Source organism: Lacisediminihabitans sp. FW035, assembly GCF_054880895.1.
This window is the reverse complement of record NZ_CM142187.1, coordinates 2,373,773-2,395,153: the sequence shown is the minus strand read 5'-3', so window position 1 is coordinate 2,395,153 and position 21,381 is coordinate 2,373,773. Positions and strand designations below refer to the sequence as shown.

The window sequence follows — 21,381 nt, the reverse complement described above, 5'->3', positions numbered from 1 at the left end:
CCGGGCGGGGAAGTCGCTCAGCGGGACAGGGTGTAGACGCCCCAGTCCTCGACGTGCCAGTTGATCCAACCGTTCGACCGTTGCAGCGAGGCGGTCACCGTGAAGGGGTCCTTGTTCGCGCCCGTCGCAACGCAGGTGAAGCTCTGGCCGACGATGACCGGGAGATTCTTGGCGCAGTCGACCGTGATATCCGCTCCGATGATGGAGGCGTCGGAGGCGATTGATTGTTCGGCTTGGGTGGCGAAGACGTGGGGGAGGGCGGAGATGATGAGGCCGGGGACGACGAGGACGGATCCGATTTGGAGGATGCCGAGGGCGGCCCAGACGAGGACGGGGGCGAATCCGAGGGGTCCGACTTTGGCGAGGCTCATGGAGCGGGCGATGAGGTAGATGGGGGCGGTGAGCAGTGCCCAGGCCCAGCTGGCGCGGTGTTCGTAGCCGGCTCGTCCGAGGGCGGCGCGGTCGGTGATGGCGAGGATGACGACGACGATCCAGGACAGGGCCCAGATGGCGGGGGTGACCCACATGTTGAGGCTTGAGCCGAATCCGAGGAGGAGCAGCAGGCTGACCACGAGCAGCAGCAGCGGGACCAGGGCGATGATCCACACCGACGCCGTGTAGATCGGCATCCGCGTCTGGGACCGGAGGCGAGGCGTGAAGGGGAGGTCATCGACGGAGGTGCGGTCGGAGCGCACCCCGGCTGCTGTGGCACCGGCGGCGACCGGCCCGGCGGTCACGGGAGAGCCGAGCACCGATCCGGCCGGATTGACGAATGCTGTGCGAGGCACGTAGTCCTGGGATCCGACCGGCTCGGAGGCGAGAGCCTCGGCGGCCAGTGCTTCGGCGGCCAGTGCCTCGGTCGCTGCCGGGGCGCGGTCGCTGGGATCGATGGCCTCATCGTCGGGATCCACCTCGACGCGGGTCGTCGTCGCGGCGACTGTCACTGTCTCGACGATGGGGACCGCGTCGGACTCCGGCGCCAATTCGGGCACCGCGGCTTCGGCGGCCGGGACCGGGGCGTCGATCTCCCGAAGGGTGACGGTGAGGGGTACAGCCGCCGCGGCTCCGTCCCGCAGCTCACCTTCATCGGTGGCGAGGTCGGCGCCGTGTTCTTCGCGTTCGCGCTGCTCGCGCTGCTGCCTGCGCGTCGGAAGCTCTTCGTCGGCGTACGCCAGTCGGGTGGGGACCTGCATGACGAGGGGAGGACGTGCCTCGGTGGTGAGCTCTGTCCAGGCGTGATTATTCCACCAGCGCAGCTGGGGCAGACCCATGGGGTCCGGGTACCAGCCTGCTGGCACTGTCACATCGTCTTCGAACATCTGCTCTCCCGCAGTCGGCTTTAGGGCCAGATTACTGGGAATCCCCCCTCTCGGGCATTCCTGAATTTGTGGATAATGTCGTGCGCACCGCCGCCGTCACCCGGAAGGCTCCCGCGGCGACCATCAGCGCCTCGAACGGTCGGAGACCGGTCGGTGCGAAATCACGGTCAGGTCGTCGGCGCACCATGCAGGTAGCCCCAGTCGCTGACGTGCCAGTCGATCCAGCCGTTCGTGCGCTGAAGCAGGACGGTGAGGTTGTAGTGGTCTTTGCCGCCGGTCGTCTCGTTGTCTGCGGTCGCGACGCAATCGAAGGTCTGCCCGACGAGCACCGGCAGGTCGGGGGAGCACTTCACCGAGAGCTTCGCTCCGATGATGGAGGCGTCGGAGGCGATTGATTGTTCGGCTTGGGTGGCGAAGACGTGGGGGAGGGCGGAGATGATGAGGCCGGGGACGACGAGGACGGATCCGATTTGGAGGATGCCGAGGGCGGCCCAGACGAGGACGGGGGCGAATCCGAGGGGTCCGACTTTGGCGAGGCTCATGGAGCGGGCGATGAGGTAGATGGGGGCGGTGAGCAGTGCCCAGGCCCAGCTGGCGCGGTGTTCGTAGCCGGCTCGTCCGAGGGCGGCGCGGTCGGTGATGGCGAGGATGACGACGACGATCCAGGACAGGGCCCAGATGGCGGGGGTGACCCACATGTTGAGGCTTGAGCCGAATCCGAGGAGGAGCAGCAGGCTGACCACGAGCAGCAGCAGCGGGATCAGGGCGATGATCCACACCGACGCCGTGTAAATGGTGCGCCCCGAATGCGGGCGCCCATCGAACCCACGCTCGACAGGAGGAGCGGCGAGGCGATCGGCGCTGGCAGCGGAGACAGCAGGTTCAGGGGCCAGGACGGCATCGGGAATGCCGGCGTCGGCAGCAGTCTCGACTGGGCCTTCGACGGTGGGTTCGGCGGCGGCCGGGGAGTCGACGATGGGCACGAAGGCAGGCCGCGGCAGGAACGCCGCGGCGTCGTCGTCGGAGGCGACGGAGTCGTAGTCGATCGTGTCGAGGTTGACAAGGCGGGAGCGGATGTCGTCGACCGGTTCGGCGGACGGCGGCTCGATGAGCGCGACAGGCTCATCCGCGACCGGCTGCTCCCTGACGGACTCCTCCGCCACCGGCTCGTCCTCGATATCACCGGATAGTGGGGCGTCGATCTCCCGAAGCGTGACGGTGAGCGGCGCATGGGCGGCGGCGGCGTCGCGCGCTTCGTTCTCGTCGGTGGCCAGGGTCGCGTATTCCTCGTCGCGCTCGCGCTGCTCGCGCTGTTGGCGACGCGTGGGGAGTTCATCGTCGGCGAATGCAAGGCGGGTGGGGGACTGCACCACGAGCGGTGGGCGAGCCTCGGTGGTGAGCTCCGTCCAGGCATGATTGTTCCACCAGCGCAGCTGGGGCAGTCCCATGGGGTCTGGATACCAGCCGGCCGGAACCGTCACGTCGTCCTCGAACATCTGCCCTCCTGCAGTCGGCTGTCTTCGCCTGATTACTGGGAATACCCCGTACAGGCATTCCTGGGTCTCACTAAATATTCGGGGTACCCATAACCTATCGAACGGAACGTCGTCTGACCGGGGCTTTCCGGCCCAGAACTGGCCCCAGTTGGGGGCGCAGGTGAAGGCACTTCACCGCCCGTTCGCTTCCCGTCCGCCAGTTCGAAAGACTCTTTCGTCTGCCGGTGTCCAGCGGCTGAGTCTGGTGGGATCTGCCTGATCATCCCGGCGTTGCATCGCTAAACTCGATTCGGCGGTGACCCACAATCGACCCGCCGGCGCGACACCCGGCACAGTGCCGGAACGCGCACCGCATCGGACAACGACGCGGTGAAAACCCGCGAGGCAATGGAGCCACAGTGAATGCAGGGAACGTGTTGAGCGACCAATTCGTCGAGCAGGGTGCCGAGAAGACCAGACCGGACGATTCCGTCGCCGACCTGCCCGCGATCCCCGGGATGGATGGTCCAGAGGGTTCGCGTATCCGCACACGGATCGAGAGCGATTCCCTCGGCAGCATGGAGATTCCGGCGGATGCCTATTGGGGCATCCATACGGCTCGGGCGCTCGAGAACTTTCCCATCACCCGCCGGCCGATCTCGGTCTATCGCGACCTGATCCGCGCACTGGCGAGGGTCAAGCAGGCGGCGGCGCGCGCGAACAAGGAACTCGGCGTGCTCGATGCCGACAAGGCAGACCTGATCGAGCGCGTCTGCGAGGAGATCGTGGGCGGTGCACTGCACGACGAGTTCGCGGTCGGGGTGATCCAGGGTGGCGCCGGCACGTCGACCAACATGAACACGAACGAGGTGATCGCCAACCGCGGCCTCGAGATCCTGGGCTACCAGTTCGGCGACTACTCGCATTTCCACCCGATCGACGACGTCAATCGCAGCCAGTCCACCAACGACGTGTATCCCACGGCGATCAAGCTCGCGATGGTCTTCGGCGTGAAGCGCCTGCTCGAGGAGCATCGACTCCTGACCGAATCCTTCGCCCGCAAGGGAGTCGAGTTCGCCGATGTGCTCAAGGTGGGGCGCACCCAGATGCAGGACGCCGTGCCGATGACTCTCGGCCAGGAGTTCAGCGGCTTCGCGCACACCCTCGCGGAGGACTACGACCGCCTCGGCGAGATCATCCCGTGGCTCAACGAGATCAATATGGGAGCGACCGCGATCGGCACGGGCATCACCGCCGATCCCCGCTACGCGGAGGCGGTCTGCCGCCATCTCGTGGAGATCACCGGGATCCCCATGGAGACCGCTGCAGACCTCATCGAGGCCACCTCCGACGCCGGCATCTTCATGACGCTGAGCGGCACGTTGAAGCGCGCAGCAGTGAAACTCTCCAAGATCTGCAACGACCTCCGGCTGCTCTCGAGCGGACCGCAGGCCGGACTCGGCGAGATCAACCTCCCGCCGCGCCAGGCCGGATCATCCATCATGCCCGGCAAGGTGAACCCGGTCATCCCGGAGGTGGTGAACCAGGTCGCCTTCAGCGTGATCGGGGCGGATGCGACGGTGACCGCGGCCGCGGAGGGCGGCCAGTTGCAGCTCAACGCCTTCGAACCGGTGATCGCGCACAGCATCCTGCAATCCCTCGCCTGGATGACCAACGCCTGCTACACGCTGCGGGTGAACTGCGTCGATGGGATCAGCGCCAACATCTCGCGGCTCGCGGCTCAGGTGGAGTCGTCGGTGGGGGTGGTGACCGCGCTCACGCCCTACATCGGCTATGCGGCATCCGCCTCCCTCGCGCACACCGCGCTCACCACGAACGCATCGATCGCCGACCTCGTGGTCTCGGCCGGCCTCATGTCGGCCGACCAGGTGGCGCATGTGCTCTCTCCCGGTCGGCTCAGTGGACTCGTGCCGATGACCGGGGTGATCACCGTGATGCCGCACGGAGAGACCGACACCGAATAGCACGTGGCGCGTCGGATCTCCGTGACCGCGCGGTTCACGATCCGGGGATCCGCGCGTAGCGTGTCGATATGACTTCCGCTCGCAGGTTGACCTCGGCGCTACTCGGTCTGGGGATCGCACTGGTGGCCGTGCTGGGCCTCGGGGGGATTCCCGCGGTTGCCGCGACCCCGCCGATCGGATCATTTCCGGTGTGGACGAAGGCCGCCGCCGGCACCTTCGATGCGACATTCTCGGCGGCATCCGCCTTCCCCTCCGCGCACGTCGTGACGACCGATACCGGGGCGAGTATCGCGTCCGGCAAGTCGGCGTTTCTCGGTGCTACCACCGGATTCGGCCAGACCTTCGGATCGACGCGTCTCCAGCCCTACCTCACGATCGCGAGCCTCGGGGCTTCGACGGCGTCGACGACCACCATCACTTTCGCCTCAGCGACGCCGGTCGGATGGGGATTCGCCGTCGGGGACATCGACGCCGACTATGTGAGCCTCGCGGCGGCCGGGCCGGGCGGGGCGGTGACCTCGGCCCAGTTCGGCGCCCAGAACACCAACAACGTTCCGTTCCTCAACTACTGCCGGAATGCGTCACCGCGTCCCACCCCGTGTCCGGCCTCCGGTGAGCCGTACGCCGATGTGCCGGCCTGGTGTGCGGGAGTAATCCCCGTCGCCCCGTGTCTCGGTAAGCCGGCGGACTCGGTGGTCGGAAACGGGTCGGACACCGCCGGCTCGTACGACTGGTTCATCCCGACGGTGCCCGTGAGCACGCTCACCCTCACCTTCTTGCCGCTGTCCGGCCTGCCCAACTTCCAGCTCTGGCTCGTGGCCCCCGCTCCCGCGGCCGCCGTGACCGGCACTATTTCGCTGCCGGCAAGCCCGACCGCTCCCGTGCCGGCGGGCACTGCCGTCGAGCTGCTGGATGCCGCGGGCACGGCGGTGCCGGATATCCAGGGCGATCCGGTGACCGCGCCCGTTGCGAGCACGGGAGTTTTCTCCCTGGTCGCCGAACTCGGCGACTACCAGCTGCAGGTGATCGTGCCAGCCGGCTTCACGGCCCCGGCGCCGGTGCCGTTCACCGCGGCGGCCGACACCGTGGACCTCGGCACCCTGGCCATTGCGGCGGTCGCTGCCGCGGCGCCCGCTCCGGCTCCCGCGGCGGCCGACCCTGCTCTTGCACCGACGGGCACAGCGCCCGGGCAGGTTCTCGCTGCGGGATTCGGCCTCGTCGGGCTCGGTGCCGCTCTCCTCGGTGGCGCACTCCTGGCAGCGCGCCGCCGTGGGGCCGGCGCCTAGAAGGCCGCGAGAGGGCGCTCCGACTGGTCGCATCACCTCGACGGGCGTTCACGGACTATCGGGGCCGGCACGCCGGCCCCGATAGTCCGTGTTGGCCCGAGAGAGGAGTCCGAGCTCCTCGAGTGCAGAACGCAACTGGGAATGGGGCACCCCCCTGCGCGAATGTTCCTCCCGGAGTGCGGCCCCCGCCGCGCTGTCGCTAGCGACCGGCGGCACCCCAGAGGTGCAGCCCGGCGTAGCTCCGCCATGGCGCCCAGCGCTCTCCGTGAACGGCGAGCGACCGTGCCGACGCCGGAAGGCCCAGACGGGATGCGCTCGCCAGCATCACGAGATCGCTCGAGAGCAGCACATCGGGATTGCCGAGCACCCGCATGGCGAGATAGCCGGCCGTCCACGGGCCGATGCCCGGCAGGGCGGTGAGGCGCGCGGTGAATTCGTCGACGGGCATCCCGAGATCGAGGCGGAGCGATCCCTCGGCGATCGCTCGCGCCGCCCCGAGGATGCTCGCGACCCTGGTTGCGGGGCCGCGCAGCAACCCGGCACCGTGCTGGGCGATCTCGAGCGCCGTCGGAAAGAGGCCGGGTGTCGCCGAGAGCTCGGTGGCGAGTCGTCCGAGCACCGTGCGGGCCGCGGCGACGGAGATCTGCTGGCCGATCATGGTGCGGAAAAGCGTCTCGTCGCTGTCGAGGCTGCCCGGAAGGCGGAGGCCCGGTCGCGCATCCACCAGGGGCGCGAAGGCGGGGTCTGCGGAGAGCGAGTCGTCGATCGCGGCGGAGTCGGCGTCGAGATCGAGCAGTCGCCGGACCCGCGAGACGAGTGTCGAGAGATCGGCTATGTTCTCGAGCCGTGCCGTGCACCGCACCGCGTCGTGCCCATCGAGGTGGATCTCGATGTGACCGACGCCGCCCGGCAGCCGGACGGCGCGGGCGAACGACCGGTCATCCGCCGTCTCCACCCCGGCGATGGCGTGGGCCGAGAAGAAGGCCAGGAGGCCCGCACCGTCGAACGGAGACCTCGCCGGGAGGCGGAGGGAGATCAGGGTGGCGGTGCCGTCGACCTCCGGTGGCGTCGATACGGCCCGAGGTGCGCCGAGCCGGAGAGCGGTCGGAGTGAGCTCGTAGACAGCCTGCACCGTCTCGTTGAACTGGCGGATGCTCGAGAAGCCGGCCGCGAACGCCACGTCCGCGATGGGCAGGTCGGTGCTCACGAGCAGGGTCCGGGCTGTCTGGGCGCGATGCGCGCGAGCGAGCGCGAGCGGACCCGCCCCGAGTTCGTTCACGAGCACTCGTCCGAGGTGGCGCGGCGTGTAGCCGAGCTGTTTCGCGAGGCCGGGCACGCCATCTCGCTCGACCGCCCCGTCGGCGATGAGCCGCATCGCTCGGGAGGCGACATCGTCGTGGATGTTCCACTCGGGCGAGCCGGGCACCGCGTCGGGGAGGCAGCGCTTGCACGCCCGAAGCCCTGCCTCGTGGGCGGCGGCAGCGGTGCGGTAGAAGCTGACATTAGAGGGCTTCGGTGTCATCGCCGGGCAGCTCGGGCGACAGTAGATCCCCGTGGAATGCACCCCGGTGATGAACTGCCCGTCGAAGCGGGCATCCCGTGACGACATGGCGCGATACCGTTCCGCGAATCGCGCATCGGAGCTGGTGATGCGGGCGGGGGAGTGGATGGTCACGGATCAACTCTCGCACCGGCCACCGACCTCGGCTAGCGGAAATCGGACACGGCTCGAAACGTCTACGCTGGCCAGATGAACGGCTGCACCTCATGACCGGAGCGAAGGTCACCCGCGACGGTGTCACGGTCCTCGGCAGTGCGAACCTCGACATAGTCTTCGTGGTGGACCGCATTCCCGGCCCGGGAGAGACGTTGCTCGCCTCTTCCGCCGAGCGCTATCCCGGCGGGAAGGGGCTCAACCAGGCCGTAGCCGCCGCGCGGGCGGGGGCACCCACCTCCTTCATCGGGGCACTGGGCGCCGACGACGCGGGCACCCAGCTCGCCGAGACGATGGCCGAAGCGGGGATCGAGAGCAGCCGCGTTCGCCGAGCACCCCAGGCGACCGGGCAGGCCTTCATCGTGGTCGACCCGGCCGGTGAGAACACCATCATCGTGGCCTCCGGAGCCAACGCCTCGATGACCGCCCTCGAGCCTGCGGATGCCCCGGCGCTCCGCGTGGGCGCCGTGCTGCTGATGCAACTTGAGCTGCCGCTCGAGGTCGTCGCAGAGGCGGCGACCGTCGCCCGGGCATCCGGAGTCCTCGTCATGCTGAACGCCGCACCCGCCCGCCCGCTCCCGCGCGACCTCGTTGCGACCCTCGACGTGCTCATCGTCAACGAGCACGAGGCGTGCATCGTCGGCGGATCCGAGGATCTCGGCGAGGCATCCGCAGTACTTGCCGCTCTCGTGCCTCGCCTCATCGTGACGCTGGGTGCCGCTGGATCCGTGCTCTTCGAGGAGGGGCGTGAGGTCTCGCGAATCGCGGCACCGCGGGTCACCGCCGTCGACACCACTGGAGCGGGCGACACCTTCTGTGGGGCCTTCGCCGCGGCGATCGCCGAAGGGCAGAAATTCGATCGAGCCGCTCGCTTTGCGACCGCCGCCGCCGCGCTGTCGGTGCAGGGTATCGGCGCCGTCCCGTCCGTGCCGCTGCGCGCCCGGATCGAGGCGATGCTGTGATCTTCCTCGACGCGCTCCGCGCTCAACTCGGCGATGCCGTGTCGACGGATGCCTCGGCGCTCGGTGCGCTCACTTCCGACAAGTCCGGACACGACTCCCGTAGCGTGCCCCTCGCGCTCGTCACGGCGCGTTCGATCGACGACGTGCAGGCCACCCTGCGCCTCGCGACCGAGCACGGCGTCGCGGTGGTGCCACGCGGGGCGGGCACCGGGCTCGCCGGCGGCGCGATCGCGACCGCGGGCGAGATCGTGCTCTCGACACTGTCGCTGGACCGGATTCTCGAGGTATCCGTCGCCGACGAGCTCGCCGTCGTGGAGCCGGGAATACTCAACGGCGACCTCAACGCCGCGCTCGCCGGCTACGGGCTGTGGTTCACGCCCGACCCGGCGAGCCGGGCGATCTCCACCGTCGGCGGAAACATCGCGACGAACGCAGGCGGGTTGCTGTGCGCCAAGTACGGCGTCACGAGGGAATCGGTGCTCGCCCTCAAGGTGGTACTCGCCGACGGCCGGCTGCTCCACCTCGGTCATCGAAGCGTCAAGGGAGTCACGGGGCTCGATCTCACGGCCCTGATGATCGGCTCGGAGGGCACTCTCGGTGTCATCGTCGAGGCCACGGTGCGACTGCGCCCGCTGCCGACCGGCCCGGTCGCCACCGTCGGAGCGTGGTTCGGGGACGTGGTCAGTGCCGCTGCAGCGTGTGCGGCGATCACTGCGGCCGGCATCCGTCCTGCCGCTCTCGAGCTGATGGACGCGGCAGCGCTCGTCGCGATCGACGCCTACCTCGGCGAGACGCTGTCTGCAAGGGGTGACACCTTCCTTCTATTGCAGACGGATGGCGCGGCAAGCGCAGACGAAGCCGTCGCCGCGCTCGAGATCATCCGCAGCGGCGGCGGGGACGCCGAGCTCACGACCGACCCGGCGGAGGGAGAGCGGCTGTTCGCGATCCGGCGTGCCTTCCATCCGGCCCTCGAAGCCCAGGGGACCGTGCTGATCGAGGATGTCGCGGTCCCGCGAAGCGCGCTACCCCAGATCTTCGCCGAGATCGCCGCGATCGGTGACCGCTATGGCATCAGCATCCCGACCGTCGCGCATGCCGGCGACGGTAATCTCCACCCCAACTTCGTCTACACGCCGGAGAGGGATGGCTCCGTGCCCGAAGTCGTCTGGACGGCGGCCGGCGAACTCTTCGCCGCAGCCCTGCGCCTCGGCGGCACCCTCACCGGCGAGCACGGAGTCGGCCTTCTGAAGCGAGCCTGGTTGCGGGACGAGCTCGGAGACGACCAGCTCGAGCTCCAGCGCCAGGTGAAGGCCGTGTTCGATCCGATGGGGTTGATGAACCCCGGCAAGGTCTACTAGCGAGGGCGCGCCGGCGATCGTGACGCCGTGTGCCCCTGCTTCCCGCGACATCGGCCGCCGTCTTCTAGGCTGAGCGCATGCATTTCCTGCCGCTCACCCGCGCCGACGACCTCGGCTGGCATGCCCTCCGCGATGAGATCGCTCCCTGGATCGGGGAGCGCGCCGTCACGCTCTTCTCCTATGCGATCTCCGACGAGTACGGGTCTGCGGTGACGACGCGGTACTTCCGCGACATCCTTACCGCGGCGGGGGACGATCCGGATCACCCGCAGGTCACCGAGACGGAGCAGCTCATCATCGACTGGGGCCGGCTGATCGTGTCGAGCCCGCGGGACATCCCGGAGGCTTTCTACACCCGTCTCGAGGGTGCGTTCACGCCGGAGCGTCGCCTGGCGCTGCTCTCCTTCGCCGCGCGGGTCGTGGCGATCAACCTCGTCAACACCGTCGGGCGGGTGCCCGTCGATGACTAGCCCGTACCCCGGGCACCCTCAGGCCGTCGCGCAGAGCGCGGATCCGGTATCGGAACCGGCCGGTCGGCCGGCTGTCACCCGGCCGGTGCGGCGCAGCACCGGCACCATCGTGCTCGCCGCCCTCGGATTCGTCGTGCTCTCGATCGTGATCCTGCTGGTGGCCTGGTATCTCCTGGTGGTGCTCGGTCCCACGGCGCTGCTCGTGGCACTCGTGCTCGCCGCGATCCCGCTCATAGGGGTGCTGCTCTTCATCCGCTGGATCGACCGTTGGGAGCCGGAACCCCGCGGTGCGCTGCTGTTCGCGCTGCTGTGGGGAGCCGGGGCATCCGTGCTGATCGCCCTCATCTTCTCCGGTGTCACGCAGCACTACGAGGCGCTCGCCGGGCTCACCGGATCGGGCGTCGCCGCGTTCTTCGAGACCGTCGTGCAGGCTCCGATCATCGAGGAGTTCGCCAAGGGTTTCGGGATCCTCCTGATCCTGTGGGTGATGCGTCGCACCTTCGACGGCCCGGTGGACGGCGTCGTGTACGCGGCCACCATCGCCATCGGATTCGCCTTCACCGAGAACCTGCAGTACTTCGGTCTCGCGATCAACGAGGACGGCGGATTGGGCGGTGATGTCGCCCACACCTTCCTGCTCCGCGCCATCCTCTCGCCCTTCGCGCACGTGATGTTCACCGCCTGCACCGGGGTGCTGCTCGGCCTCGCCGCCCGCCGCACCGGCCGGCTCGGAGCAATCGGATACTTCGTGCTCGGTCTCATCCCCGCGGTGCTGCTTCACGCCTTCTGGAACAGCGCCGGCTACTGGGCCACCGACTGGTTCCGCTATTACTTCGTCGTGCAGGTCCCGCTCTTCCTGCTCGCGATCGCCGGCATCACCCGGCTCCGGCGACACGAGCAGCGGCTCACCCACGACCGGCTCTCCGAATATGCGGCCGTCGGCTGGTTCACCGGGTCTGAAGTCAACCTGCTGTCAACCGCCGCGGGTCGCCAGCGCGCGACCGGCTGGGCGGCACGGCATGGCCTCGGCCGCCCGTATCGCAGCTTCGTGCGGGATGCCACGAAGCTCGCCTTCACGCGTGAGCGGCTGGTCAACGGCAGGGACGGCATCGGCGCGAGCCTCGACGAGGCCGCACTCCTCGCGTCGATCGTTCAGGATCGCCGGGCTCTCGCGGCGCTGCCGCCGCTGCAATGACGCCTCGGTAAGTTGCCCGCGCGGGGACGCGTAAACTTGAATGCCGCATTTCAGCGCGGCGTTCGAGGGGATTTAGCCAGTGGTCGACCGTGAACTCCAGCGTGAGCAGCAGTACGTAGCAACCCTGTATGCGCGCCTCGACGCGCTGCAGCGCGAGGCCGAACAGCAGCTCGACGCGGTGCGCCTCCTCGACGTCGGGGGCAATCACCAGGGTCGTTCGGAGCGCGACACCTTCGCGCGCATCTACGAGGACCGCATCCTGCAGCTGCGCGAGGTCGACGAGAGACTCGCGTTCGGCCGACTCGAGTTCGAACCCGAAGCGGTTGGCGGCTCGGACGACGGCACGGATGGCTCGGTGTTGCGCTACATCGGCCGCATCGGCCTGCGGGATGAAGAGCTTCAGCCACTGCTGCTCGACTGGCGGGTGCCGCAGGCGAGCGCCTTCTACCAGGCCACGGCCGCGACGCCGCTCGGGGCGCGGGCCCGCCGTCACCTGCTCTCGAAGGGGCGGGGCATCATCCGCATCGAGGACGAGATCTTCGATGCCGAGTTGCTCGAGAGTGCCAATTCGGAGTTGCAAGGCGAGGGCGCGCTGCTCGCCGCACTCACAGCCCAGCGCACCGGACGGATGTCCGACATCGTCGCGACGATCCAGGGCGAGCAAGACAGGATCATCCGCTCCGAGCTCAAGGGGGTGCTCGTCGTTCAGGGGGGTCCCGGCACCGGCAAGACCGCCGTCGCCCTTCACCGGGCGGCCTATCTGCTGTACTCGCACCGAGACAGGTTGCGCAACTCTGGCGTACTCATCGTCGGGCCGTCACGCTCATTCCTGCAGTACATCGAAGCCGTGCTGCCCTCGCTCGGCGAGACGGGGGTCGTGCTCGCGAGCGTCGGCCAGCTCTATCCCGACGTCGAGGCCACGAGGGAGGATGCGCCGGCCACCGCCGCGATCAAGGGGCGTGCCTCCATGGCAGCTCTCATCGCGCGTGCCGTGCGCTCCCGCCAGCGGGTGCCGTCCGCCCCCCAGGATCTCGATGTCAACGGCGACCGGGTGACCCTCGATCCGCGCCTCATCGCGACCGCGATCGGCCGGGCCCGCGACAGCAACAAGACCCACAACGAGGCGCGCGTGGTATTCGTGAAGAACGCCCTGAACGCGCTGTCCCGCCAATGGCTCACCCAGCTGCAGGACGCCGGCAACTCGATGGATGACACGGACCTTCCGATGCTCCGCGAAGACCTCCGCGCCGCCGAAGACGTGCGGGTGGCACTCAATACCGCCTGGCTGCCGCTGACACCGCAGAAGCTCCTTCAGGACCTCTACGCCCGCCCCCAGTGGCTCGCCGAGCTGACACCGGGCTGGAGCGATGCCGATCGCGCCCTACTGCAGCGCGACCGCGATGCCGAATTCACGATCGCCGACATCCCGCTGCTCGACGAGGCCGCGGAGTATCTCGGCGAGTACAGCGTCGCGGATGCCGCCCAGAAGCGCGAGGCGAAGCAGCAGCGCAAACGAGACATCGAGAACGCCGAGCACGCGATCGAGAACATGCAGGTCGGCGGGCTGGTGAACGCGAAGGCCCTCGCCGACAACTTCGCCGAGCTCGGGGATCGGGCAACGACCGCCGAGAAGGCCGCCGCCGATCGCACCTGGACCTACGGCCACGTCGTCGTCGACGAGGCGCAGGAGCTGTCGCCGATGCAGTGGCGGTTGCTCTTGCGGCGGGGTCCGCAACGGTCGTTCACGATCGTCGGCGACATTGCCCAGGCCGCCTCTGCGGCAGCAGCATCCAACTGGAAGGACGCCCTCGCCCCCTTGCTGGCGGACTCGCCGGAGTCCGAGCGCTGGCGACTCGAGGAGCTCACCGTGAACTACCGCACGCCGAGCCAGATCGCGGCCGCGGCGGAGTCCATGGCGATCGCGAACGGCCTGCACGTGACCGAATCCCGCGCGGTACGGTCGAGCGAGTGGCCGGTCACAGTGGTGACAGATGCCGTGGAGGCGGTGCGCATCGATCGCGCTCCCGGCGGCGCGGGCGGTACCCTCGCCGTGATCGTGCTCGAGCCGGGCATCCGCGAACTGACGGATCGACTCGTGGCCGAGTTCGGCGACGCTGTGGGGCTTGGCGCGGTCGGACTCACCCGGGACATCGCGGTGATCACCCCGCAGGAGGCCAAGGGGCTCGAGTTCGACTCGGTCGTGGTGGTGGACCCGGCGGCGATCCTCGCGGCGTCCGAGCGCGGTGCCGGGGCGCTCTATGTCGCGATGACCCGCGCGACCCAGCGGCTCACGCTGGTCGCCGAGGGGGAGCTACCGGCCGGCATCCTGCCCGCCCCGCTGGTCGAGTAGGGCTGCCAGGCGGCGCCCTCTGCCGGTCGAGTAGGAGCGCCAGGCGGCGCCCTGTGCTGGTCGAGTAGGAGCCCAGCGACGTGTCGAGACCCTGTCACCCCGGGTCTCGACACGCGTCCTCCTCCGTCGGGCGCTACTCGACCAGCACACCTCTGCCGGTCGAGTAGGAGCGCAGCGACGTGTCGAGACCCTGTCACCCCAGGTCTCGACACGCGTCCTCCTCCGTCGGACGCTACTCGACCAACACAGCTCTGCCGGTCGAGTAGGAGCTGCTCGCGCCACGCGGCCGGCCGACGCACCACCACTCAGGGAGTCGGTGCGAGCGCGTCGTACCGCAGAAATCCTCGCTGAAGCCGCGTCAGGAACACCAGGAGCACAATGATCGCCAGCCCGCCGAGCAACGGTGGCAGCCAGATCGCCCCGATGGCCGCGACGATGCCGACGTAGATGTCGCCGACCCTCGGGCCCCCGGTCACGACCACGGTGAACACACCCTGCAGCCTCCCGCGCATGTTGTCGGGCACCGCCACCTGCAGCATCGTCTGCCGGAAGATGCTGCTCACGTTGTCGGCCGCGCCGGCCCCGGCGAGCATCACGCAGGCGATAGCGATCGCGGGGATGCTCGCCCTGGTGGGTGACACCACTCCGAACCGTCCGACGGTCATGGCGAGCAGCACCGCGCCAAATCCCGCGATGAACGCGCCGTAGACGACGATCGACGTTCGGATCGCCCGACCGTGCCAGCGCGCCCCTCCAATACGCCCGGAGAACAGGCTGCAGAGCAGGGCCCCGACCGCACCGGCTGCCGTGAGCACGCCGACGGTGACGGCTCCACCGCCGAGCACGAGAGCGCCGACGGCCGGGAACAGCACCCGTGGCTGCCCGAAGGTCATGGCGATGATGTCGACGATGAATGTCATGCGGATGTTCGGCGCCGACTTGAGGAAATCGATGCCGTACTTCAGGGACTCCAGTCCCGGCCGTTGCACCGCCCCCTCGGGTGCGAGCTTCGGCAACGACACGATGCCGGCGAAGGCGCTGAGGAACAGCACGACATCGGTCGTGTAGGTCCAGCCGAATCCGACCGTCGCGACCAGCACGCCGGCGAGGGCGGGGCCGAGCGTCACCATCACGCCGATACTCATGCCGGTGAGGGCGGATGCCGCGGGCATCAACCGCGCCGGCAGCAGACGCGGCAACACCGCCGAACGCACCGTGTTCATCACCGTCGCCGCGACCGCGTTGAGTGTCGTGAGCAGGTAGAACGGCCAGACGATCTCGACTCCGGTCCAGGCGATGAGGGCGAGGGCGATGGTGGATCCCCAGGCAACGATGGCGGCGAGCAGCAGGATCAGCCGTCGGTCGAACGCATCCGCGAGCATCCCGCCGTAGAGCCCGGCGAAGATCATCGGCACGAGAGCGAAGGCTCCGACGAGCGACACCGCGAAGGTGGACTGGGTGATCTGGTAGATGTGCAGGCCCACCGCGACGATCGTCATCTGGCTGCCGATGCCCGAGATCGCGTTGCCGGCCCACAGCTTTCGGAACGCCGCGCTCTCCCTCAGCGGCGACAGGTCGATGAGGTGGGAGCGTCTCACGCTGGCCTCGGGGTCTGTGCTCACTCTCACCATTCTCACCCGTCGGCGGTGCCATGCTTGACGTGTGCCTGTTCCGGATGATCCCGCGCCCCCCGTGCTTGGCGACGATCTGCTCGGCGACGATCTGCTGGGGCGCATCCACGATCGGGCACCGGGATACGACCGCGACAACGTCTTCTTCACTGAGGATCTCGAGGAGCTCGTCGCCGTCGGCTACCTTCGCGCGCTCGTTCCCCGGCAGTTCGGCGGCCTCGGGCTCAGCCTCCAGCAGGTCGCCCACGAGCAGGTGCGGCTCGCGATGGCGGCCCCGGCGACGGCGTTGGCGGTCAATATGCACCTGGTCTGGACCGGCGTCGCCAAGACCCTTCACGACCGGGGAGATGACTCCCTCGACTTTGTGCTCCGAGACGCCGGGGCGGGCGAGATCTTCGCCTTCGCGATCAGCGAGGCCGGCAACGACCTCGTGCTTTTCGACAGCACGACGGATGCCCGCCCACTGCCGGGCGGCGGCTACGAGTTCACCGGCACCAAGATCTTCACCAGCCTGTCTCCGGTGTGGACGCGCCTCGGCCTCTTCGGACTGGACTCTGTGTCGGCGGATGCGCCGAAACTCGTGCACGCCGTCGTCACTCGCGAGGCGCCGGGGATCTCCATCGCCGAGGACTGGAACACGCTCGGGATGCGAGCCAGCCAGAGCAACACGACCCACCTCGACTCGGTGGTGGCGACATCCAACCGCGTGTTCCGCCGTCTCGACCCCGGTCCGAGTCGCGACAGTCTCATCTTCGCGATCTTCGCCAATTTCGAGATCCTCATCTCCTCGGTCTACGTGGGCATCGGGCAGCGCGCGCTGGAGCTCGCGGTCGATTCCGCAAGGGCACGGGGGTCGCGACGAACCGGCCTCAGCCGGGACCAGGATCCGAATGTGCGCTGGAAGATCGCGGATGCCGCTCTCGCGCAGGACGCGCTGCTTCCGCAGCTCGATGCGCTGGCCCTCGACCTCGACACCGAGGTGGACCGCGGCGCCCAGTGGTTCCGCGCGCTGGTGGGTCTCAAATCACGGTCCACTCGAACCGCGCGGTACGTGGTCGACCAGGCTATTGCGATCGCGGGAGGGGCCGCGTTCTCGGCGACGAGCGAACTCTCGCGACTGTATCGGGACGTGCTGGCGGGCGGATTCCACCCGAGCAACGAAGACTCGGTGCACTCGACCGTCGCGACCGCCCTGCTGGGGCCGATCATCGAGGATCCGTCTACCCTGAGACCATGACCTCTTCGCTCGCGATCGATCCCTCTGTCGTCGTCTGGTCCGTTCCGGAAGCATCACGGCAGCAAGAGCTCGCGACGCGCCCGCTGCTGGTCATGATGCACGGTCGCGGATCGCACGAACAGGACCTGTTCTCCCTCGTGCCGCTGCTTCCTCCGCAGTTCGTGGTCGCGGCCCTGAGGGCGCCGCTCGAACTCGCCCCGGGTTCCTACTCGTGGTTTCCGGTGGGGGAGCCCGGCCGCCCGAGCGCGGTGGCGGCGGATGCCGCGGTGCAGGCTCTCTTCGACTGGCTGGAGTCCGTGCCTGCCGTCGTCTCGGTCTCGCTCCTCGGATTCTCGCAGGGCGGGGCGATGACCCTCCACGCGCTGCGGCATGCTCCGCGACGATTCGCCGCGTTCGTGAATCTCGCCGGCTTCGTGATCGGCGGGGATGCTCCCGCCGATCAATCGCTCGAGGAGCTACGCCCGCCGGTCTTCTGGGGCAGCGATCCGGCGGATCCGGTGATCACGGCCGAGGCAATTGCCCGGACTGCCGAGTGGCTGCCCTCGCACTCGACCCTCACCGAGCGCCACTACCCGGGCATCGGGCACTCGATTTCGCGCGAAGAGCTCGACGACGTGAGGCAGTTCCTGAACTCAGTGGTTCAGAACTAGCACCCGCACACAGACTCGTCGCCCGGTGCGGCACTTGGTGCGGCTCTTCCGGGCGACGGGTTGTTCTACTGACAGGATGCTCCTCTCGGGGGGCCGAGCGCAAGACCCCCATCGCCCGAAGATTCGCCCGACACGGGCCGATCAGGTCGGTCGCGCACCCCGGGCCACCCGGAGCGCGCTGTCGAACTCCGTCAGGAACCTGTCGGCGTCGGACAGGCTGAAGCACAGCGGCGGTCGGATCTTGAGGGTGTTCCGTGCGGCTCCGGATGCCCCGACCAGTACGCCTCGGCGGCGAAGCTCGTTCACCACGACGAGGGCGGTCTCCTCGTCGGGGGATCCGCCCCGTACGAGGTCGACTCCGAGGAACAGGCCGGCACCGCGAACCTCGCCGACGGAATCGTGGAAGTCGGCGAGCATCCCGAGCCCGGCAGTGAGGTAGTCACCGACGGCCCGGGCATTCTCGACCAGTCCTTCGTCGCGCAGAATGTCGAGCACCGCCTGCGCTGCGGCGATCGAGACCGCAGTGCCGCCGAAGGTGCTGAAGTAGCGGCCATGGGTGGCGAACTCGTCCACGAGCTCGCGCCGGGCGATGACAGCCGCGATCGGCATGCCGTTGCCCATCGGTTTACCGAGGGTCACGAGGTCGGGCACGACCGCCCCGAGGGGGGTGTCGTGCCGGGTGAAGCCCCACAAGCCGTGACCGAGGCGGCCGAAGCCCGCCTGCACCTCGTCGGCGATGAACAGGCCGTCCGCATCGTGCACGATGTCGCTGACGCGTCCGAGGAAGGCCGCGCTGCCGGGGTGCACGCCGTCGGAGGCGAAGATCGAGTCCACCACGAGGGCGGCGAATCCGTGTTCGCCGGCGCCGAGCTCCGCGGCCGCCTCGCCCACGGCATCCGTGAATGCCGCGCCGTCGCCGGTCGGGGCATCCACCAGGCGCACCCAGGGGGCGACGCTGTCCACCCCACCGAGGGACGGCGAGATCGCCGCGGTCTCCGTTGTGACCCCGTGATAGGCGTTGCGGGTGACGATCACGCCGCGCTTGCCGGTCACGGTGGTCGCAATCCGCAGAGCGAGGTCGTTCGCCTCGGATCCGGTGCAGGTGTACATCACGTTCGCGAGGGCGCGGGGCAGAGTGCCGAGCAGGTCTTCGGAGTAGTCGAGGAGAGGGCGGTCGAGATAGCGGGTGTTCGTGTTCAGAATGGCCGCCTGGCGGGAGATCGCCTCGACGACGCGGGGATGGGAGTGCCCAACGGAGGGCACGTTGTTGTACACGTCGAGGAACTCGGTGCCCGCGGCATCCCAGAGCTTCGAGCCGAGTCCCCGCACGATCTCGACGGGCTCGTCGTAGAACAGGCGATAGGCCGCCCCGAGGCTGCGATTTCGCCGTTCCACCAGCAGTCGGGTCGGCTCGTCCAGTTCGTCGAGACGGTCGTTGCTGAAGTATGTGCTCGGTCCTGGCATGATCCGACCCTACTGGCGCACCCCATCCCGTGGCAGGGGCGATTCTCGAAGGCTCACGAAATGCTGCCAGCTGCTCTCGAGATTGCGGGCGGTGTACTCCGAGTTCTCGGGCCGCTCCGCAGCGAGCCAGGAGGCGAGGAGCAGCCGTTGGGCAAGCCGACCGAGAACGAGTTGCGGCAGCAGCGCGGCCTCGGCGCCTGACAGCCCCACCAGCTCCCGGTACCCGGACGCGAGGGCCAGGGCCGGTTCCCAGGGGTTGCCCGCCGACCCCGGCCCCGTCGACCCCGGCCCCGTCGACCCGAGCCCACCCGACCTGGACCTCAGGGATGGGGGAGTCGCGTACGACATCGCGACGGCCAGGTCCGCGGCGCGATGGCTGAGCACCACATCGCCGAAGTCGAGGATGCCGGTCACGAACTCGGGAGTGCCCGCCCGCACGACGAGGTTGCCGCCATGGAAGTCGTTGTGAACCACCTGCCGCGGGGTGACCCGAAGCGCCGGCAGCGTCTCGGCTGACAGCTGCGCGAGCACTGTGGCGACCGCGCGCCGCCGCCCCGTGTCGGCGATCGCAGGCACCAGCTCTGCCAACTCTGCGAGGCGCGCGAGATCCCAGGCGTGCCACCGATCGGCAGCCGGATGCTCGAAATCGGCCAGGGCGCCGGTGAGGCGCCCGAGCATCCGGCCGACCGCTCGCCATTCGACCAGGGTGGGCTCCCCGTCCCCGAGCAGGCGTCCGGGAAGGTAGTGCAGCATCCTCACGGCTCGGCCGCCGGCTGCCGATGAGGAAGGCGGCGGCGAGGAATGGAGCGGCAGTACGAATCGCTGCAGGGGAAGGCGGGGATCCCGCGCCGCGGCGTGGGCGATGGCAGCCTCCTGGAGGTCGATCTCACCGGCGTCCTCGCCGGGGGGCGAGATCTTGAGCACGAACCCATCGCTGTGACCGCCGACTTCCAACCGGAAGCTGTCGTCTCGCTCGGTGGCCAGTCTGGTGACGGAGGTGGCCGTCATGCCAAAGCATTCTCGCGCGATCGCGCGGGCTTCGGCAGCCGGCGTGCGATCGAACGGGGAGCCGAGCCCCATCTGGAGGCGCCGTACCAGTGGGGTGGTGGGGAGCGCCTCATCCATTGCTCGAGTCTGCTGCATGAACACCGCGGGCGGCAGCCCGTTCGGGCCTCACCTGTTGTGGTCCCACCTGTTCGGGCCTCACCTGTTGTGGGGAGTTCGCCCGCGGACGCCCGGTGGATAGATTCGAGGAACACCACACAGCTCACGGCCGGCAGGGGAGATCACCCCGGGCGCGGCATCAACCGTTGGAGGACGGAATCGTTATCACGGGGGATGATCGCTCGACCGTGTCTGCGGCTCGGGCCGACGCCGAAAACCCGGTCGCGCCAGCGCGCTGGGAGCCGTCGAACCATGCCCTGCAGCACTGTCTCGCCCTGCAGGCGGAGGCCGCTCCGCTCTCGGTGCTCGCTCGCCTTTTCGGCGTCGATCCGCTGGCGCGTGATGCGCGGCGTTTCTATAGCGGGGCGCTCGCCGAGCTCGCTCTTGCCGACTCATTCGCTGCCCTCGGTTCGGAGTGGACGGTCGTGCATTCCGTGCCTGTCGGCACGGCGAGTCCCCGGCGCCATCCCGCCATCGACCATCTCTTGATCGGTCCGGCCGGCATCTTCTCGGTCACCGCTCACAGCCACGCCGGTCAGGCGATCTGGGTGGGGGAACGCACCTTCATGGTGGATGACGAGCGACTCGATCACCTTGCCACGGCAGACGAGGCGGCAGCTGCCGCATCCGGGCTGCTCACCGCTGCCCTCGCACTCCGGGGATCGGCGGCCGAGCTGGTGGTGACCCCCTGCATCGTTGTCGATTCGCCGGCAACCCTGCAGATCCGCCAACGCCCCGGTCGCATCCAAGTGACGACCACCCGTACTTTCACCGCGTGGCTCGCCTCCCTGCCCCGGCTGTTCTCGCCCGTTGTCGTCGACACCCTCTCGGCGGTGGCGCTGCAGTCGTCGACGTGGCCGACGGCCCTCGCGGCGGATAGCGCGGCGGACAACAAGGATGCGCACCGTCGGCGTGACGAGTTCGACCGACTTCGCCTCCACATCGCATCGGCCCGCCTCCGTCGCCTGATCTGGACCGGCCTCGGCGTCGTCGCGAGCTACACCGCGGTCATCCTGAGCCTGACCGGCGAGACCGCGCTGCAACTCGCGTCGGCCCTGGCCGGATAGTTCTGCGGGCCGCGCCCGTTCCCCGGACGCCCTGCCGAAGTTCTGCTGGCCGAA

General features: G+C 68.8%; 16 protein-coding genes. 10 read left to right on the top strand and 6 right to left on the bottom strand.

What is annotated here, in order from left to right:
* Positions 1 to 17: 17 nt before the first annotated feature.
* The gene (locus tag ACVXZ4_RS11475) at positions 18 to 1,319 is read right to left on the bottom strand and encodes a DUF2510 domain-containing protein (protein WP_461794974.1); all 1,302 of its coding nucleotides are present in this window, start codon (positions 1,317 to 1,319) and stop codon (positions 18 to 20) included.
* A 167-nt stretch (positions 1,320 to 1,486) separates the two neighbouring features.
* The gene (locus ACVXZ4_RS11470; protein ID WP_461794973.1) at positions 1,487 to 2,815 is read right to left on the bottom strand and encodes a DUF2510 domain-containing protein; all 1,329 of its coding nucleotides are present in this window, start codon (positions 2,813 to 2,815) and stop codon (positions 1,487 to 1,489) included.
* A gap of 497 nt (positions 2,816 to 3,312) precedes the next feature.
* Between ACVXZ4_RS11470 and ACVXZ4_RS11465 the strand changes: the two genes are divergently transcribed.
* Both ACVXZ4_RS11465 and ACVXZ4_RS11460 read left to right on the top strand, forming a co-directional pair.
* The gene (locus ACVXZ4_RS11465) at positions 3,313 to 4,779 is read left to right on the top strand and encodes an aspartate ammonia-lyase (protein ID WP_461797969.1); all 1,467 of its coding nucleotides are present in this window, start codon (positions 3,313 to 3,315) and stop codon (positions 4,777 to 4,779) included.
* A gap of 68 nt (positions 4,780 to 4,847) precedes the next feature.
* Positions 4,848 to 6,065, top strand: coding sequence for a hypothetical protein (locus ACVXZ4_RS11460; RefSeq protein WP_461794972.1), 1,218 nt, complete (start codon positions 4,848 to 4,850; stop codon positions 6,063 to 6,065).
* 199 nt (positions 6,066 to 6,264) lie between these two features.
* On the opposite strand, the gene ACVXZ4_RS11455 is transcribed toward ACVXZ4_RS11460, so the two are convergent.
* A complete protein-coding gene (locus ACVXZ4_RS11455) occupies positions 6,265 to 7,674 on the bottom strand; it encodes an AlkA N-terminal domain-containing protein (RefSeq protein ID WP_461797968.1) in 1,410 nt (469 codons plus the stop codon).
* Positions 7,675 to 7,832: 158 nt separating this feature from the next.
* Between ACVXZ4_RS11455 and ACVXZ4_RS11450 the strand changes: the two genes are divergently transcribed.
* The 5 genes from ACVXZ4_RS11450 (at position 7,833) to ACVXZ4_RS11430 (ending at position 14,114) form a co-directional block, all read left to right on the top strand.
* Positions 7,833 to 8,741 (top strand): ribokinase, encoded by a 909-nt coding sequence (locus ACVXZ4_RS11450; protein WP_461794971.1) that lies wholly within the window; start codon positions 7,833 to 7,835, stop codon positions 8,739 to 8,741.
* Positions 8,738 to 10,099 carry an FAD-binding oxidoreductase gene (locus ACVXZ4_RS11445; protein WP_461794970.1) on the top strand — a complete coding sequence of 454 codons (1,362 nt, stop codon included), beginning with the start codon at positions 8,738 to 8,740 and terminating at the stop codon, positions 10,097 to 10,099. Before ACVXZ4_RS11450 ends, ACVXZ4_RS11445 begins: the two co-directional genes overlap by 4 nt.
* Positions 10,100 to 10,176: 77 nt before the next feature.
* The gene (locus tag ACVXZ4_RS11440; protein ID WP_461794969.1) at positions 10,177 to 10,569 is read left to right on the top strand and encodes a hypothetical protein; all 393 of its coding nucleotides are present in this window, start codon (positions 10,177 to 10,179) and stop codon (positions 10,567 to 10,569) included.
* Positions 10,562 to 11,764: a PrsW family intramembrane metalloprotease gene (locus ACVXZ4_RS11435; protein WP_461794968.1), complete on the top strand. Its 1,203-nt coding sequence runs from the start codon at positions 10,562 to 10,564 to the stop codon at positions 11,762 to 11,764. Before ACVXZ4_RS11440 ends, ACVXZ4_RS11435 begins: the two co-directional genes overlap by 8 nt.
* A 79-nt stretch (positions 11,765 to 11,843) precedes the next feature.
* Positions 11,844 to 14,114 (top strand): HelD family protein, encoded by a 2,271-nt coding sequence (locus ACVXZ4_RS11430; protein WP_461794967.1) that lies wholly within the window; start codon positions 11,844 to 11,846, stop codon positions 14,112 to 14,114.
* A 305-nt stretch (positions 14,115 to 14,419) separates the two neighbouring features.
* On the opposite strand, the gene ACVXZ4_RS11425 is transcribed toward ACVXZ4_RS11430, so the two are convergent.
* Complete coding sequence (locus ACVXZ4_RS11425) at positions 14,420 to 15,745, bottom strand: MFS transporter (RefSeq protein ID WP_461794966.1); 1,326 nt, start codon at positions 15,743 to 15,745, stop codon at positions 14,420 to 14,422.
* A gap of 31 nt (positions 15,746 to 15,776) precedes the next feature.
* On the opposite strand from ACVXZ4_RS11425, the gene ACVXZ4_RS11420 reads away from it, so the two are divergent.
* Both ACVXZ4_RS11420 and ACVXZ4_RS11415 read left to right on the top strand, forming a co-directional pair.
* Positions 15,777 to 16,982: an acyl-CoA dehydrogenase family protein gene (locus ACVXZ4_RS11420; RefSeq protein ID WP_461794965.1), complete on the top strand. Its 1,206-nt coding sequence runs from the start codon at positions 15,777 to 15,779 to the stop codon at positions 16,980 to 16,982.
* The gene (locus ACVXZ4_RS11415; RefSeq protein ID WP_461794964.1) at positions 16,979 to 17,632 is read left to right on the top strand and encodes an alpha/beta hydrolase; all 654 of its coding nucleotides are present in this window, start codon (positions 16,979 to 16,981) and stop codon (positions 17,630 to 17,632) included. The genes ACVXZ4_RS11420 and ACVXZ4_RS11415 overlap by 4 nt, the downstream gene beginning before the upstream one ends.
* A gap of 141 nt (positions 17,633 to 17,773) precedes the next feature.
* Here the strand turns inward: ACVXZ4_RS11415 and ACVXZ4_RS11410 are convergent, their stop codons facing one another.
* Both ACVXZ4_RS11410 and ACVXZ4_RS11405 read right to left on the bottom strand, forming a co-directional pair.
* The gene (locus ACVXZ4_RS11410) at positions 17,774 to 19,096 is read right to left on the bottom strand and encodes an aspartate aminotransferase family protein (protein ID WP_461794963.1); all 1,323 of its coding nucleotides are present in this window, start codon (positions 19,094 to 19,096) and stop codon (positions 17,774 to 17,776) included.
* Positions 19,097 to 19,105: 9 nt separating this feature from the next.
* Positions 19,106 to 20,221 (bottom strand): phosphotransferase, encoded by a 1,116-nt coding sequence (locus ACVXZ4_RS11405; protein WP_461794962.1) that lies wholly within the window; start codon positions 20,219 to 20,221, stop codon positions 19,106 to 19,108.
* A gap of 227 nt (positions 20,222 to 20,448) precedes the next feature.
* On the opposite strand from ACVXZ4_RS11405, the gene ACVXZ4_RS11400 reads away from it, so the two are divergent.
* Positions 20,449 to 21,327, top strand: coding sequence for a nuclease-related domain-containing protein (locus ACVXZ4_RS11400; RefSeq protein WP_461794961.1), 879 nt, complete (start codon positions 20,449 to 20,451; stop codon positions 21,325 to 21,327).
* Positions 21,328 to 21,381 lie beyond the last annotated feature (54 nt).

Coding starts and splice junctions, on each gene's coding strand:
- ACVXZ4_RS11440 (WP_461794969.1), top strand. CDS start 10,177: ATGCATTTCCTGCCGCTCACCCGCGCCGACGACCTCGGCTGGCATGCC.
- ACVXZ4_RS11435 (WP_461794968.1), top strand. CDS start 10,562: ATGACTAGCCCGTACCCCGGGCACCCTCAGGCCGTCGCGCAGAGCGCG.
- ACVXZ4_RS11470 (WP_461794973.1), bottom strand. CDS start 2,815: ATGTTCGAGGACGACGTGACGGTTCCGGCCGGCTGGTATCCAGACCCC.
- ACVXZ4_RS11455 (WP_461797968.1), bottom strand. CDS start 7,674: ATGTCGTCACGGGATGCCCGCTTCGACGGGCAGTTCATCACCGGGGTG.
- ACVXZ4_RS11410 (WP_461794963.1), bottom strand. CDS start 19,096: ATGCCAGGACCGAGCACATACTTCAGCAACGACCGTCTCGACGAACTG.
- ACVXZ4_RS11405 (WP_461794962.1), bottom strand. CDS start 20,221: ATGGATGAGGCGCTCCCCACCACCCCACTGGTACGGCGCCTCCAGATG.
- ACVXZ4_RS11465 (WP_461797969.1), top strand. CDS start 3,313: ATGGATGGTCCAGAGGGTTCGCGTATCCGCACACGGATCGAGAGCGAT.
- ACVXZ4_RS11475 (WP_461794974.1), bottom strand. CDS start 1,319: ATGTTCGAAGACGATGTGACAGTGCCAGCAGGCTGGTACCCGGACCCC.
- ACVXZ4_RS11460 (WP_461794972.1), top strand. CDS start 4,848: ATGACTTCCGCTCGCAGGTTGACCTCGGCGCTACTCGGTCTGGGGATC.
- ACVXZ4_RS11425 (WP_461794966.1), bottom strand. CDS start 15,745: ATGGTGAGAGTGAGCACAGACCCCGAGGCCAGCGTGAGACGCTCCCAC.
- ACVXZ4_RS11415 (WP_461794964.1), top strand. CDS start 16,979: ATGACCTCTTCGCTCGCGATCGATCCCTCTGTCGTCGTCTGGTCCGTT.
- ACVXZ4_RS11450 (WP_461794971.1), top strand. CDS start 7,833: ATGACCGGAGCGAAGGTCACCCGCGACGGTGTCACGGTCCTCGGCAGT.